This is a genomic window from Rubrobacter sp. M3-4, assembly GCF_059772285.1.
This window is the reverse complement of record NZ_JCBAJP010000003.1, coordinates 195919-209032: the sequence shown is the minus strand read 5'-3', so window position 1 is coordinate 209032 and position 13114 is coordinate 195919. Positions and strand designations below refer to the sequence as shown.

At 63.8% G+C, this 13114-nt stretch carries 17 protein-coding genes; 10 read left to right on the top strand and 7 right to left on the bottom strand.

Annotation, left to right across the window (positions count from 1 at the left end):
* Nucleotides 1-33: 33 nt before the first annotated feature.
* Nucleotides 34-417, top strand: a complete 384-nt coding sequence (locus AC6EKW_RS05000; protein WP_273887408.1) for a VOC family protein — start codon at nucleotides 34-36, stop codon at nucleotides 415-417.
* Nucleotides 418-490: 73 nt separating this feature from the next.
* Here AC6EKW_RS05000 and AC6EKW_RS04995 read toward each other — a convergent pair whose 3' ends face one another.
* A complete protein-coding gene (locus AC6EKW_RS04995; RefSeq protein WP_273887409.1) occupies nucleotides 491-802 on the bottom strand; it encodes a hypothetical protein in 312 nt (103 codons plus the stop codon).
* 117 nt (nucleotides 803-919) lie between these two features.
* On the opposite strand from AC6EKW_RS04995, the gene AC6EKW_RS04990 reads away from it, so the two are divergent.
* On the top strand, nucleotides 920-1525 hold the full coding sequence (locus AC6EKW_RS04990) for a pilus assembly FimT family protein (protein ID WP_273887410.1): 606 nt from the start codon (nucleotides 920-922) through the stop codon (nucleotides 1523-1525).
* A gap of 1 nt (nucleotide 1526) precedes the next feature.
* On the opposite strand, the gene AC6EKW_RS04985 is transcribed toward AC6EKW_RS04990, so the two are convergent.
* Entirely contained in the window at nucleotides 1527-2258 is a 732-nt protein-coding gene (locus AC6EKW_RS04985; RefSeq protein WP_273887411.1) for a potassium channel family protein, read from the bottom strand.
* A 151-nt stretch (nucleotides 2259-2409) separates the two neighbouring features.
* Here AC6EKW_RS04985 and AC6EKW_RS04980 point away from each other — a divergent pair, with 151 nt between their 5' ends.
* From AC6EKW_RS04980 to AC6EKW_RS04965, 4 genes are read left to right on the top strand one after another with little or no spacing between them, the layout of a single operon-like run.
* Nucleotides 2410-2877, top strand: a complete 468-nt coding sequence (locus AC6EKW_RS04980; protein WP_273887412.1) for a pilus assembly FimT family protein — start codon at nucleotides 2410-2412, stop codon at nucleotides 2875-2877.
* A 4-nt stretch (nucleotides 2878-2881) separates the two neighbouring features.
* Nucleotides 2882-3388 (top strand): type IV pilus modification PilV family protein, encoded by a 507-nt coding sequence (locus AC6EKW_RS04975; RefSeq protein ID WP_273887413.1) that lies wholly within the window; start codon nucleotides 2882-2884, stop codon nucleotides 3386-3388.
* Nucleotides 3385-3984 carry a PulJ/GspJ family protein gene (locus AC6EKW_RS04970; RefSeq protein ID WP_273887414.1) on the top strand — a complete coding sequence of 200 codons (600 nt, stop codon included), beginning with the start codon at nucleotides 3385-3387 and terminating at the stop codon, nucleotides 3982-3984. The genes AC6EKW_RS04975 and AC6EKW_RS04970 overlap by 4 nt, the downstream gene beginning before the upstream one ends.
* A gap of 29 nt (nucleotides 3985-4013) precedes the next feature.
* Nucleotides 4014-5405 (top strand): hypothetical protein, encoded by a 1392-nt coding sequence (locus AC6EKW_RS04965; protein ID WP_273887415.1) that lies wholly within the window; start codon nucleotides 4014-4016, stop codon nucleotides 5403-5405.
* Here AC6EKW_RS04965 and AC6EKW_RS04960 read toward each other — a convergent pair.
* Nucleotides 5402-5818, bottom strand: coding sequence for a DUF4870 domain-containing protein (locus AC6EKW_RS04960; RefSeq protein ID WP_273887416.1), 417 nt, complete (start codon nucleotides 5816-5818; stop codon nucleotides 5402-5404). The two genes, AC6EKW_RS04965 and AC6EKW_RS04960, sit on opposite strands and share 4 nt — an antisense overlap.
* Before the next feature lie 164 nt (nucleotides 5819-5982).
* On the opposite strand from AC6EKW_RS04960, the gene AC6EKW_RS04955 reads away from it, so the two are divergent.
* Nucleotides 5983-7323, top strand: coding sequence for a citrate synthase (locus AC6EKW_RS04955; RefSeq protein ID WP_273887417.1), 1341 nt, complete (start codon nucleotides 5983-5985; stop codon nucleotides 7321-7323).
* A 38-nt stretch (nucleotides 7324-7361) separates the two neighbouring features.
* On the opposite strand, the gene AC6EKW_RS04950 is transcribed toward AC6EKW_RS04955, so the two are convergent.
* Nucleotides 7362-8849, bottom strand: a complete 1488-nt coding sequence (locus tag AC6EKW_RS04950; protein ID WP_273887418.1) for a gluconokinase — start codon at nucleotides 8847-8849, stop codon at nucleotides 7362-7364.
* A 132-nt stretch (nucleotides 8850-8981) separates the two neighbouring features.
* Here AC6EKW_RS04950 and AC6EKW_RS04945 point away from each other — a divergent pair, with 132 nt between their 5' ends.
* From AC6EKW_RS04945 to queC, 3 genes are read left to right on the top strand one after another with little or no spacing between them, the layout of a single operon-like run.
* Nucleotides 8982-9179 carry a DUF3311 domain-containing protein gene (locus tag AC6EKW_RS04945; RefSeq protein ID WP_273887419.1) on the top strand — a complete coding sequence of 66 codons (198 nt, stop codon included), beginning with the start codon at nucleotides 8982-8984 and terminating at the stop codon, nucleotides 9177-9179.
* The gene (locus tag AC6EKW_RS04940) at nucleotides 9176-10648 is read left to right on the top strand and encodes a sodium:solute symporter family protein (protein WP_420542033.1); all 1473 of its coding nucleotides are present in this window, start codon (nucleotides 9176-9178) and stop codon (nucleotides 10646-10648) included. Before AC6EKW_RS04945 ends, AC6EKW_RS04940 begins: the two co-directional genes overlap by 4 nt.
* Entirely contained in the window at nucleotides 10648-11322 is a 675-nt protein-coding gene (gene queC / locus AC6EKW_RS04935; protein ID WP_273887420.1) for a 7-cyano-7-deazaguanine synthase QueC, read from the top strand. The genes AC6EKW_RS04940 and queC overlap by 1 nt, the downstream gene beginning before the upstream one ends.
* On the opposite strand, the gene AC6EKW_RS04930 is transcribed toward queC, so the two are convergent.
* The 3 genes from AC6EKW_RS04930 to AC6EKW_RS04920 all read right to left on the bottom strand — a co-directional run bounded on the left by AC6EKW_RS04930 (nucleotide 11319) and on the right by AC6EKW_RS04920 (nucleotide 13110).
* Nucleotides 11319-12002: a haloacid dehalogenase type II gene (locus AC6EKW_RS04930; RefSeq protein ID WP_273887421.1), complete on the bottom strand. Its 684-nt coding sequence runs from the start codon at nucleotides 12000-12002 to the stop codon at nucleotides 11319-11321. The two genes, queC and AC6EKW_RS04930, sit on opposite strands and share 4 nt — an antisense overlap.
* A 96-nt stretch (nucleotides 12003-12098) precedes the next feature.
* Nucleotides 12099-12302, bottom strand: coding sequence for a dodecin family protein (locus tag AC6EKW_RS04925; protein WP_273887422.1), 204 nt, complete (start codon nucleotides 12300-12302; stop codon nucleotides 12099-12101).
* A gap of 67 nt (nucleotides 12303-12369) precedes the next feature.
* The gene (locus AC6EKW_RS04920; RefSeq protein ID WP_498513875.1) at nucleotides 12370-13110 is read right to left on the bottom strand and encodes an anti-sigma factor; all 741 of its coding nucleotides are present in this window, start codon (nucleotides 13108-13110) and stop codon (nucleotides 12370-12372) included.
* Between the last annotated feature and the right edge of the window lie 4 nt (nucleotides 13111-13114).

Here is a 13114-nt window from a genome sequence, read left to right as displayed (position 1 = left end):
GGAGAGACGGAGGATGGAAGGAGATCGGATCTGATGCAGTACGTGCATACCTGTTACAGGGTGCTGGACCTCGATCGCAGCATAGACTTCTACGTCAACAAGCTCGGGCTCGAGCTCGTGCGCAAGAGCCCGATAGGGGATGACGCGACCAACGCCTTCCTCGGGGTGCCGGGGGATCCGGAGCCCCGTCTCGAGCTGACCCTGAACCATGGCCGCACCGAACCCTACGAGCTGGGGGAAGGCTACAGCCACATCGCGTTCGTCGTCGATGACCTGGACGCGCTCGCGGAGAGGCTGGAGAAGGCCGGCGGGGTCGACTTCGAGAGCAAGCCGCACCCCATAAGCACCGGCTCGCGCATCTTCTTCGTCAGGGACCCCGACGGCTACCGCATAGAGTTCATCGAGCGCCGCGGCTGAGCGTTGGCGGGCGAGTGGGGGATACCCCTCCACTCGCCCGCACCGGGGAGGTCCGCAGCGTCCCTCGGTTCCGTCAGCTTCTGGCGTGCCCCCTGCCGTGGTGACCGCCGCCCTTGCCGTGCCCTTTCCCGTGGGTGCCTCCGGCTTTGCCGTGGGGCTCGTGGGATTTGCCGCACGGCTTGTCCTTGTAGTGCCCTTTGGCCTTGCCGTGGGCCTTGTTCTTGGTATGTCCCTTCGCCAGGCATTTGCCTCCGTGGTGTCCCGTTCCCGGGGCGTACTGAGACCGCGCGGCCGGGGGGTGAGGGCTCCTGGCCTGGGCGACGGTCGCTCCGACCACGAGCGCGATCAGCGCCGTCGCGACGAGCACCACTGCCAGCCTCTTCAAGGTAGGATTCCTCCTTCGTCCGAGAAATACGGCGGAAGGATTATCGGTCGTGGGATACGGGTTCTTTAGTGCCGGCCGTTAAAGCGTGTTCCGGTCCCGTCCGATAAACCACGTGGAATGCGGCGGGGTGCGATCAGAATTCGGATCGCCGGGGAACAGAACGGGTTCACCCTGCCCGAGCTTCTGACGGCCGTGTCTATCTTCGGGATACTGCTCTTGATCGCCGTGCTGGTACTGCTCTCCCTTCTGGAGCGCTGGCGGGTGGATGCCGCAGCGCACCAGCTCGCGGCAGATCTCCGGCTGGCGCACACACGAGCCGTCAACCAGCTCACCGACTGGCGGGTGGTGCTGGTCCCGGGGGTGGGGGACGAAGAGGACGGGCCCGACTACTACCTGGTCAGGCTCGAGGGGCCGCACGGTCCGAACGGACCAGAGCCTGATGTGCAGCAGGTGATCAAACGCCACCTGCCCGCCGACGTCTACGTCATGGACGAACGGATCGGGGGCTCCGGTGCCCCCATGCGCGACGACCCGGACCAGGAATGGTGCATGGGGAAGGAGAACCCCTGCTCCGCGGCCACACGCACACTAGAGTTCAACCCGGATGGCTCGATGGCTGCTTTCATCGGGCCGTCCGGCAGGATACGGGTCACCGTGGACGGAGACCCGCAGCGCAAACTGACGTTCCTCTCGGCGACCTCCAGGATAAAGCTCTGGCCCTGATCTACCGTCCTCCCTCCTCCCGGCGGCGCAACTCCTCGCGCAGTTCCGAGACCTCTCCCGAGACTTCCTCAAGCCTTTTCGAGACCTCTTCCAGCTTGTTCATCAGCTCGGTCTCAGGAGGAGCGTCTTCATCTTCTCCCTGCAGGAAGCGCTGGGCCATGGCGCCGGTCAGGAGCGCGACGAACCCGATCCCGCTCGCCATCACCACGATGCCGATCATGCGTCCAGCCGTCGTCTTGGGGTAGATGTCTCCGTAGCCCACGGTCGTGACCGTCTCTACCGCCCACCAGACCCCGTCCCAGGCGCTGATGTGTTGTCTCGGTTCTACGGCGGCGAACGCCGTGCCGCCTCCCACGACGACGACGAAGAGGATCAGCGCGGCGTAGCGCAGTCCCTCGGTGGAGAAGACGCGCCGCGCCCGCTTGATGATCAGCAGGAGCCTCAACACCCTCAGGAGCCTGAGCAGCCGCGCCGCCTGCAGCGTGGTGGGTAGAAACGGTGGGGTCAGCACCACGACCATGACCTCCAGCGGGTTCTCGCGCAGCCACCGCAGCCTGTCAGGGACCACCAAGAGCATCACGAGCAGTTCGGTGGCGAACGCACCCCAGATCAGCCAGTCGAGCACCTGTGCCAGGAGCTGCCACGTCCTACCCAGCTCCGACTCCTGGATCACGAGCGTCGGGATGACGAGCAGCGCGGCGACCAGCATCGGCACCTCGAAACGCCGGGCCATCCGCTCGGCGCGTGCGCCGGAAGATTCCGCTCGTCGAACTTGCGGTCTTCTCTGCCCGTTCACCCTGATCGTGGGCTACTTTACCGCAAAAGCCCGCCGGCGACGTTCGGGCCGGCTAAAGCCGGCTCTCTCGACGGCCGATAAAACCACCGTGAGAGAGAAATCTTCCCGGGGGAGAGATGCCAGGTGTGGCCAGCGCGGCTTCACCCTGCCGGAGCTCATGATCACCATCGTCATCATGGGGATACTCGCTGCGATAGCTATCCCGGCCTGGAACGGGATCATGCGCCAGCGCCAGGTGGATTCCGCGACCGGTCAGCTCGTCGGGGACCTGAGGCTCGCCAGCACGAAGGCGGCGAATCAGCTCACGCCGTGGGCGGTGAGCCTGACGTCCGGCAGCCCTAGCTACCAGATGGAAGCCTCCGGTTCGACCAACCCTCCCATCACTCACAGACTCGACGGTGCCGAGGTCACGACGACGGGTACGATAACCTTCCAACCCGACGGAAGCCTGAGTTCCGGCAGCCCGACGTCGATAGGCGTTGCCGCCTCTGGTGGATCACCCTCGCAGACCATACACATAGATCCCGCGACCTCCGAGGTCAAGGCCGGCGGCTAGACGCATGAAGGAAGAGTCCGGCTACACGATGATCGAGGTCCTGGTGTCCATACTGCTGCTGAGCATCGCCATCATCCCCATGGCCGCCATGTTCGATACGGGGCTCAAGACGGCCTTGCTTGGAGGAAACTACGATCGAGCTCGTGCGCTGGCGCAGAAGGAACTCGCGCAGGCACAGGTGCTCTACTATCCGAACTTACTCAAAGAATCCAGCTCCGACGGACCACCGCTTACGCCGTACTTTCCGGACTGTGCCGGATCCGCGAACGCACCTGCTGCGTTTGATTCGTCTGGTCTCTCGGACACCACGGGTTGTACGGACCCCAACTTCTCCGGCATGACCTACGAGGTGAAAAAACAGTTCCTCAAACCTCCGGATGACTGCGGAGGCGATCTTACGAGCAGTGCTTGCGACAGCAGTCAGAATCTCGGGCTGATGCGTATAACAATCATCGTGAGGTGGGGAGACGGACATGCCTACGAGGTACAGACGGTAAAGGCATCTTCGTGAGAAGAGCTGCTCTGAAAGATGAACGCGGCTTCACCCTCGTCGAGATGCTCGTGACCATAGTCATGATGCTCGTGGTCATGTCCGCCCTCTACGGCCTCTTCGACATGGGCATGAGGGTCTATACCCTGGGTAACGACAAGGTGAACGCCGTGGAGAACGCTCGCATCGCTCTCGACAAGATGTCTCGGGAGATAAGGGCCGCCTACCCGGCTGACAAAGCCAGCGGTGACGATTCCCTTCTACTCAGCGCGGGACAGGACCACATCACTTTTGGAAACGACATCAACGGGGATCGCCGGCTCACCTGTTCTGACCCCGGTGAATACATAACTTACAGGCTGAGCGGCACCACCCTGCTGCGTAGTACGAACTGCGATGGATCTGGTGCGCACGCGGTTGCGGAACATATAAAAACCCTGGCTTTTCACTACTACGCAGCCGATGGGTCTTTGCTCGACCCTACTGCTCCCGGCTTCGCAAATGAGGTTGCGGTGGTGCAGGTCACGCTCGTAGCGGAGGTGGACCACGGCTCTCTCGGGACCAGCACCCAGACGCTCACGACCGATGTAACGCTTCAGAACGGACCCGGCCAGTGAGACACACGCTGTTTGAAGAAGAGAGCGGTATGACCATGGTGCTCGTGATCATGACGATGGTGATCATCGGCGTGATGGGCGCAGGTCTTCTCGTCTTCACCATGCGGGACCTGCAAAGCGTTGCCACGAGCAATCAGGGACAGGCTGCTGCGGACATGGCCGACGCTGGCATGCAGGCTGCTGCGTATCAGCTCGCCATCATCGATTCCAGGCCGTCCGACTACGACGGTGATCCATCAAACGGTGAATCCCGGTGGTCTGATGCTGGAGGGCAGGGCTGGCGTGACTGGAAGCAACTCACCTTCGGTGACGGGAGGGTCTACGTGGGCATCAGGTATCTCCGGCCTGCGGATCCGAACCAGACCTCCCAGCCGGGTTACGCTCCCGAACCGCTTCCTTCCGGACAGACTTCTTATCCGAACGACAGGAACTACTTCGAGGTCACCGTCGGTGCTCAGGCCAACGGTGCCGTACGCTGGTACCAGGCGATCTACTACACGGAGAATTTTGATATTCCCGTCGCTTATTACGCCACGAGAAACATAGACTTCAACGGCAACTCTTTTCAGGTCGAAGGTATAAGCCTGTTTGCCCGGGGCAACATAACCGACGTGCGCGCCGACAACATCGGAGGTGTGGACCAGGCCTACGGCAACTGGAAGAACCAGTACAACGCTACCGCGAGGCCGACCGATGCCGCCGGTGTCGCAGCCCTGGGTACGGTAACTTACAAGCCGGGTAAGGCCAACGTGACCGGGTGCGGGACCCAGGTGAAAGGGTGTCGGGATTACGATGGCACCTCTACCCCCAGGTTTGTGGCGGATACGTGGACCGCAGCCGGGCAGCCACAACCTTCGGATACGATAACCTTCCCCTTCAGGCTCGGTGATACCGCCAGCGACAACCAGGCGCTTGCGGATCTGGAATACAAAGCGAAGGCCCAGGGGCTCTACTTCTCGGTCCCTTCCTCCCAGGGTTTCACGATCGATTCGAGCAACTACCCGGCTCTATCCAACCCCAACACCGTGATCTATATAGATTTCACCGGCACTTCACTCGGCAATGCCACTTACAAGGTGACCTCCACCTCGAACCCCGACGGCTGGGTCAAAGGTACGATAGTCGTCGTGAACGGCAACCTGACCATGAGCGACGCCGGGAAGCTGAAGGGTTTCGAGGGAGCCGTCATCGTGCGTGACGGCAATCCCAATGGCCAGGCGTCGGACCCGAACGTACCGACCTTCACCATGAGTGGCAACTTCACGCTGCACGGTTTCGCCAACGTCGAGGGGGATATGAACCTGAGCGGGAACCTGGAGGGAATGCTCCCCGGTTCGCTCGTCAATGGCATCCCGGGTCTGGTAGCCCTCCACCGCTGGAGCTGGCGGGAGTGTTACAGCGTGGGGTGCGGTATTCCTTAGATGTAGGGATAATAATGGTGTCGGTACACCCGGTAAGCCCGGTAGGCCGAGTGGGCGAACGGGACGATCGTGAGCAGGATCATCACCGGCCAGAGCAGGAACCCGATCAGGAATAGCGTCAAAAACCCCGTCAGCGCCCATCCGGTGAAGAGGGCTATGCCCCAGGCGATCTGGTACCACATCGAGCGGATGGCGTTCGAAGCGACCAGCCGGGAACGCTCACGGAAGGCGAGCCACATGACGAAGGCGGCTACGGGGCCGAGGAAGCCGGTCGCCAGGTTCAGGAAGATCGAGAGGTGCGCCAGCGCGGCCCACGTCCGCTCGTCCCGGCGCTCCAAGAGGCCAGATGGACGGTAGACGGGAGGATCGTAGTCCCTCTGCATTCCGTAGTTCAGGCGGTCTTCCGGGCCCATTCTCCGTCACCTTCCGAACGTATGATACTTCCACCAGATACGCCGTGCACGGCGGGAGGTTTCACGGACTGGCTTTCGGTTCTTGCGGTGACGGGTAAAATGGAGGGTGAAAAAGGCATATAGTGTCCTTCTGAAGCGAGCTCATGGAAAGGGGTTACGCAAAAGTGTCCGAGCAGTCTCGCAGCGAGGGAAACGGCAAGGCCACCGCCGTCGAAGGCAAGAACAGCCTCACGGTCACGGACAACCGCACGGGAAAGACTTATGACATAGAGATAAAAGACGGCACCGTGCGGGCGATGGACTTCCGTCAGATCAAGGTGGACGATGACGACTTCGGGCTCATGACCTACGACCCCGGGTTCACCAACACCGCGAGCTGCCGGAGCGCCATCACCTACATAGACGGCGAGAGGGGCATTTTGCAGCATCGGGGCATCCCGATCGAGGAGCTATGTGAGAAGTCCACCTACCTGGAGGTGGCCTATCTTCTGATCCACGGGCACCTCCCCACGCAGAAGGAGCTCGACGGGTGGGTCTACGAGATAACCCACCACACCTACGTGCACGAGAACATGAAGAGCTTCATGCAGGGCTTCAGGCACGACGCCCACCCGATGGGGATGCTGCTCGCGAGCGTGGGGGCGCTCTCCACCTTCTACCCGGAGGCCAAGAACATAGACGACGAGGAGCAGCAGCACCTGGCGGCGGTGCGTCTGATCGCGAAGATGCCCACGCTCGCTGCCTTCGCCTACCGGCACTCGCTCGGGTTGCCTTACGTCTATCCGGACAACGATCTCTCCTACGCCGGCAACCTGCTCTCGATGCTCTTCAAGATGGCCGAGCCGCGTTACGAGCCCGATCCCAGGCTCGAGAAGGCGCTCGACACCCTCTTCATCCTGCACGCCGACCACGAGCAGAACTGCTCGGCGGCCGCCGTCAGGGTCGTCGGCTCCTCGCGCGTCGACCCATACACCGCCATCGCCGCAGGGGTCGCCGGACTCTACGGCCCGCTGCACGGTGGGGCGAACGTCGCCGTGCTCAAGATGCTGCAGCGCATCGGCAAGGTGGAGAACATCCCGGACTTCCTCGAGACCGTCAAGCAGGGCAAGGAGCGCCTGATGGGCTTCGGCCACAGGGTCTACAAGAACTACGACCCGCGCGCCAGGATCATCAAGAGCCACGTCGACGAGGTGCTCGAGGTCACCGGCAAGAACAGCCCCTGGCTAGAGATCGCCGTCGAGCTGGAGAAGCGGGCGCTCGACGACGAGTACTTCACCAGCCGCAAGCTCTACCCGAACGTGGATTTCTACTCCGGGCTCATCTACGAGGCGCTCGGCATCCCGACCGACGCCTTCACCGTGATGTTCGCCATCCCGCGGACCTCCGGCTGGATCGCCCAGTGGCTGGAGATGCTCCACGATCCGGAGCTCAAGATAGCGCGTCCGCGTCAGATCTACACCGGAGAGCTAAACCAGCGCTACGTGCCGATCGAGGAGCGCGGATAGAGCGGGCTTCTCGCAGCCGCGGTGGAAAGGAGGGCGGCCTATCCCGGGCCGCCCTCTTCCATCACCGCCTCGTAGAGGCGCTGCTGCCGGGCGAGGGCCTCGCGGTAGGCCTCGTGCCTGCCTTCGTCGGGCTCGAAGGTCTCGCCGAGCGGTACTTCTGCCTCTTCCAGCTTCAGTACGCCGAGGCGTTCGAGGGCCAGTAGCGCCGCCCCCCGGCTCGAGGCCTCCTCCACCCCCGAGAGCGTCACCGGACGCCCGAGCGCATCCGACATGATCTGGGTCCACACCGGCGAGGAGAGGAGGCCGCCGCCGGTGGCTATGACCTCCTTCTCTCCCGGGATGGCCTCTTCGAGCGCCCGGGCGATGAGCGAGAAGCGCAGCGCGACGGCCTCGAGCGCGGCCCGCAGGATGTCCCCGGGTCGGCTGGCGAGCGAGAGGCCGAGGATCGCGCCGTTCGCGTCGTCGGACCAGGTGGGGCCGCGCTCCCCGGCCAGAAGCGGCAGGAAGGTGAGCCCGTGCGAGTCGGGCTCCATCTTCGCTATCTCTTTCTCCGCCTCTTCTATCTCTGGAAGCCTCAGCGTCTGCGTGAGCCAGCTTACGAGGTTGCCCCCGTTGGAGAGCGCTCCACCCATCACGAAACGCTCCGCGTCGGCCCGGTAGCACCAGGGGCCGTCCGGGATCTCCACGCTCTTTGCCTTCCAGAGCGCGCGCATCGCGCCGCTGGTGCCGACCATGAGCGCGAGCCTCTCCCTCGTGGTGCAGCCGCTGCCGATGTTCGAGCAGGCTCCGTCCCCGGCCGCGGGGAACCAGGGCACGTTTGCCAGCTGCGGCCACCGCTTCGCCCACTCTTCGGCGAGGCCTTGCGCGGGATCGTCGGAGATGGGGGAGAGCTGGTCTTCGGTTATGGGGAGGGCTTCGATCAGCTCTTCATCCCAGCGCTTCTCGTTCTGGTCGAGGAGGCCGGTTGCCGATGCCATCGAGGTGCCTATGGTGAGGTTGTCGCTGCCGAAGAAGCGGCTGTAGAAGTACTCGGCCGGGGAGATCCAACGCGCCGTCCTCTCGAAGCGCTCCGGGTGCTCCTCGCTCAGCCACAGGAGCTTGGCCGGTAGATAGCTGGAGTGCAACACGCACCCCGTCCTGCGGTGCACCTCGCGTTCGTCGAGCCTCTCGCGCAGCTTTCTCGCGGCGCCGGCGGAGCGGCGGTCGGCCCAGGTGAGGATGTCCGTGGTGGGCTCCCCCGACCCGTCCACCCCGAGGACGGCGTGCCAGAAGGTGCTGAATGCCACCCCGGCCACCGCTGCATCCCCGGCGTGCTTGAGCGTCTCGTCCACCGCGCGGACGACGAGCGAGAAGAGATCGTCCGGGTCCTTTATTGCCCCACCGTCCGGGGTGTACTCGAGGGTGTGCTCGAGCTTCGTCTCTGTGCCCTCGACGTACGCTGCCTTCTCGTCGTAGAGCGAGGCCCTGACCGAGGAGGATCCCACGTCCACCGCCAGAACCCGCGTCTCGCCGCTCTCTTCGTTCACCTCTTCCCAAACCCTCCGTTCGTCTCGCTGCAGATCAGTTTAGCAGCACGGTGCCCCGTTCAACTCCGGCGGCTCCGGATGTAGAATCCCCGTTGGAAGGCCGTACGAGAGAGACGGGGGGAGGTCGTTTCCTTGAGGCCGCTGTATCTGCTGGCCCTGGTGCCGTTCATCGGGATACTCGGTGGCATATTCTTCGCCAACCGAATCGAGCCTTTCGTGCTCGGGATGCCGTTCATACTGTTCTGGATCGTGCTGTGGGTCGTCCTGACCTCGGTGGTGATGGCGATCATCTACAGGCTCGACCCGCAGAACAGGGAGGAAGAGCGTTGAACGTGGCGCTCGCGATCATACTGGTCTTTTTGCTGCTCGCGATCTACCTGGGCATCCGCGCCCGGCGCGGCAAGGACATGGACCTCGAGCAGTGGGCCGTCGGTGGGCGGGGTTTCGGGACGATCTTCGTCTTTTTGCTTTTGGCCGGGGAGATCTACACGACGTTCACCTTCCTGGGCGGGAGCGGCTGGGCCTACGGGGAGGGCGGGCCGGCGTTCTACATCCTCTCCTACGGGTCGCTGGCTTACGTCATCTCTTACTGGCTCCTGCCCGCGATCTGGCGCTACGGCAGGGAGAAACGGCTGCACTCCCAGGCGGACTTCTTCGCGAGCAAGTACGAGAGCCGCTCCCTGGGCGTGCTCGTCTCGATCGTCGCGGTGGTCGCGATGGTGCCATCGTATCTGGTGTTACAGCTCAAGGGACTCGGGCTCATAGTCTCGGTCGCCTCCTACGGCGCGATCTCCTCGAACGTGGCCATAACCATCGGGGCGGCGGCGGTGACGCTCTACGTCATGATCAGCGGCATCCGCGGCTCGGCGTGGACCGCCGTGATAAAGGACATAATGGTCCTCTCGGTGGCGGTCTTCCTCGGGATCTACTTCCCCCTGAAACTCTACGGCGGGATGGGGGAGATGTTCCACAGGATACAGCAGCACGATCCGGGCTTCCTCGCGTTGCCGCACACGGGATACAACGTCGTCTGGTTCGTCTCGACGGTCCTCCTGACCGCCCTCGGCTTCTACATGTGGCCGCACACGTTCGGTTCGATCTTCTCGGCCAGGGAAGCGCGCGTCTTCCGGCGCAACGCGGTCTACCTGCCGCTCTACCAGCTCATCCTGCTCTTCGTCTTTTTAGTGGGTTTCGCTGCGATCCTGGCGGTGCCGGGTCTCAAGGGAGACCAGGTGGACCTGGCCCTGCTCAGGCTCTCCCGGAGCTCCTTCGACCCATGGCTCGTCGGGCTCATCGGGGCGGCGGGGCTCCTCACCGCGCTCGTGCCGGGCTCGATGCTCCTGATGACCTCGGCGACGATCCTCTCTAAGAACGTCTACCGGGCGTTCGTACCCTCCGCGAGCGAGGAGCGGGTGAACCGGCTGGCCAAGGCGCTCGTTCCCGTCGTGGCTCTGGTCGCCTGGTACTTCACGATCAACAGCGGCAAGACCATCGTGATCCTGCTGCTCCTCGGGTACAGCTTCGTCACCCAGCTCTTCCCGTCCCTGATCTCGAGCCTCCTGCCGAACAACTTCGTGAACAAGTGGGGGGCGGCGGCCGGGATCATCGTCGGGGTGGCCATCGTTACCTACGCGACCGTGGGCGGGCTCGGGACCGGTGACCTTCTGCCCTTCCTCCCGCCGGCGCTCGCCGATATAAACAACGGGGTGGTGGCGCTCGTCGCCAACGCGATAGTTACGGTCGGTGTGAGCCTGGCGACCCGTCCCTTCGTCGCCCGGTCCTCGGCACCGACGACGTGATGGAGCGGGGTGAGGCGCTCGCCGTGGTGAGCGGCGGGCTGGACTCGGTGACGCTGGCCCATCTTCTCGCGGACGAGGGCTACTCGCTGCATCTGCTCTCCTTCGACTACGGACAGCGGCACGGAAAGGAGCTCGAGTACGCCCGTCGCTGCGCGGAGCGGCTCGGGGCCTCCTTCGACGTCGTGGACCTCTCCGGAGTCGGGAGGTTGCTCTCGGGCTCGGCGCTAACCGACGAGGTCGAAGTCCCCCACGGTCGCTACGACGAGGAGAGCATGTCCGTGACGGTCGTGCCGAACCGCAACGCGATCTTTTTGTCCGTGGCCTACGGAGCCGCGGTGGCGCGGGGCTCGGTGCTGGTGGCGGCGGCGATGCACGCGGGCGACCACCCCGTCTACCCGGACTGCCGCCCGGAGTTCGTCCGGAGCTTCGAGGAGATGGAGCTCCGGGCGATAGAAGGGCTGGGGTATCCGGGATTGCGCCTGTACACGCCTTTCATCCGCAAGACCAAGGCGGAGATAGTAGGGATCGGGGCTTCCCTCGGCGTGCCCTTCGAGGAGACCTGGAGCTGCTACGAGGGGGGCGAGCTCCACTGCGGGCTGTGCGGTACGTGCACCGAGCGCAGGGAGGCGTTCGAGCTCGCCGGCGTGGAGGACCCGACGGAGTACCGGGGCTAACCCAGCTCTTTTGCGAGGTGCAGCAGGTCCCGGACCACGAGGTCCGGCTCGATGTCCCACGGATCGAGGAGCGTTTTGGGGTCGCGCCGCACCCAGGCGGCCCGCATCCCGAAGGACTTCGCTCCGATCACGTCGAACGGGTTGCTGGAGACGAGCCACACCTCTTCCGGTGCACCCCCGAGCCTCTCGCAGGCGTGGCGGTAGACCTCCGGGTCGGGTTTGAAGCTCTTCACCTCGTCGGCGCTTATCACAGTGTTGAGGTACTCGAACAGGCCGGCCTGCTCGAGTACCTTCCGTGCACTCTCCTCCACGCCGTTGGAGAAGGCGGACATTTCGTGCCCCTGCGAACGCAGCGCCCGGAGTCCAGGCAGGGCGTCTTCGAAGGCGGGAAGGCTCTGGTAAGCGGAGATGAGGTTTCTCTCGTCCTCTCGCGAGAGCTCGAGGCCCACGCTCTGCGTGGCGAAGGCGAGTGCCTGGCGGGTACAGACCCCGAAATCCTCGTAGCGGCGCATCAGCGCCCGCCGAAAGGTGTATTCGAGCTGCTTCTCACGCCAGAGTTTTGCGAGGTGCCCGGCTTTCTCTCCGGCGAACGGCTCGAGCTTCTCCTCCATCTTCAATGGATCTACGAGCGTTCCGTAGATGTCGAAAGCCAGGGTCTCCGGCATCGCTATCTCCTCCATCGGGATCTCTTGCTGCCCTAGAGAGGATAACAGCTTCGAAACGGAGCGAGCCCCGGCCCTTCAGGCGGAGTCGGGGCTCGTCCGGAGGGGTTCCGGTCAGTCTTCCAGGACGAAGGTCACCTCCATGTTCACCCTGTAGGCGGTGATGTCGCCGTTCTCGACCGTGACGTTCATGTCCTTGATCCAGGCGCCCTCCACGTTGCGCAGCGTCTTCGTGGCGCGGGCTATGCCCTCCCTGATGGCGCCTTCGAAGCTCTCGGGCGAGGTCGCGCTGATCTCGGTGACCCTGGCTACCGACATGGCTTTCCTCTCCTCCTTGCTCTTCACCCACCTTCGGGGTAAAGAGTCTTACCCGCCCGAGAAAATACTAAACGTTACTTTGAGCTGAGAGGTGGCTCACCAGTATGGGGCTGCTGGTAGGCCGTTTCGATCCTCCGGCCGGTTCGATGGTGACGGCGACCGCCTGGGCTTTCTTTGCCCTGACCTGAACGGGGACGGCGACCGCCTTACCGCTCGGCGTGAAGAGCCCGGCGGGCTTCGGGGTGCCGTTCTCTATGACCCATATCTGATAGGTCTTGCCGTCTGGGGCGGGCGGCAGGTTGCTCGCCGTGAGGATCATCTTCCCGTTCCTCATCCGGAGTACCTCAGCCGAGGCTCCCTTCGCCGGGCCGGAGCTCCGCATCGCGTATGCCTTGAGGTTTTCAACCTGTCCCTGCAGGTTGTGGTTCTCGCTCCGGAGGTTCCCGAGCTCCCTCTGCAGGAGCCCGTTCCAGACGAGGAGCCCCGCCACCGCGAGCGCCGCCCCTGCCGCGGCCAGGGTGCGCGGACGAAGGATCCACCCCAACCTGTCTTTCAGGGCGTTGCGCGCTTCGCCGCCGGAGGTTGCCTCGGAGCGCACTCTGGCCAGCACCCTGCGGCGCAACTCGGGGGAGGGTTCCTGCTCGGGAGGCGAGAGGGCGAGCAGGCCCGCTATCGCGCCGAGTTCCTCTATCTCGGCCTGCTTCTCCGGGTGGCGAGCCAGGTAGCTCTCGAATTCGCGCCGCTCTTCTTCGGTGAGCGCGCCGAGGACGTAGGCCTCTTTCAGCTCCTCGAAACGTTCGTGTTCCATCCCG

Excerpts from the sequence above, each read along its gene's own strand:
- AC6EKW_RS05000 (WP_273887408.1), top strand. The coding sequence starts at position 34 with ATGCAGTACGTGCATACCTGTTACAGGGTGCTGGACCTCGATCGCAGC.
- AC6EKW_RS04990 (WP_273887410.1), top strand. The coding sequence starts at position 920 with ATGCGGCGGGGTGCGATCAGAATTCGGATCGCCGGGGAACAGAACGGG.
- AC6EKW_RS04985 (WP_273887411.1), bottom strand. The coding sequence starts at position 2,258 with ATGGCCCGGCGTTTCGAGGTGCCGATGCTGGTCGCCGCGCTGCTCGTC.
- AC6EKW_RS04975 (WP_273887413.1), top strand. The coding sequence starts at position 2,882 with ATGAAGGAAGAGTCCGGCTACACGATGATCGAGGTCCTGGTGTCCATA.
- AC6EKW_RS04965 (WP_273887415.1), top strand. The coding sequence starts at position 4,014 with ATGACCATGGTGCTCGTGATCATGACGATGGTGATCATCGGCGTGATG.
- AC6EKW_RS04960 (WP_273887416.1), bottom strand. The coding sequence starts at position 5,818 with ATGGGCCCGGAAGACCGCCTGAACTACGGAATGCAGAGGGACTACGAT.
- queC (WP_273887420.1), top strand. The coding sequence starts at position 10,648 with ATGGAGCGGGGTGAGGCGCTCGCCGTGGTGAGCGGCGGGCTGGACTCG.
- AC6EKW_RS04930 (WP_273887421.1), bottom strand. The coding sequence starts at position 12,002 with ATGGAGGAGATAGCGATGCCGGAGACCCTGGCTTTCGACATCTACGGA.
- AC6EKW_RS04925 (WP_273887422.1), bottom strand. The coding sequence starts at position 12,302 with ATGTCGGTAGCCAGGGTCACCGAGATCAGCGCGACCTCGCCCGAGAGC.
- AC6EKW_RS04920 (WP_498513875.1), bottom strand. The coding sequence starts at position 13,110 with ATGGAACACGAACGTTTCGAGGAGCTGAAAGAGGCCTACGTCCTCGGC.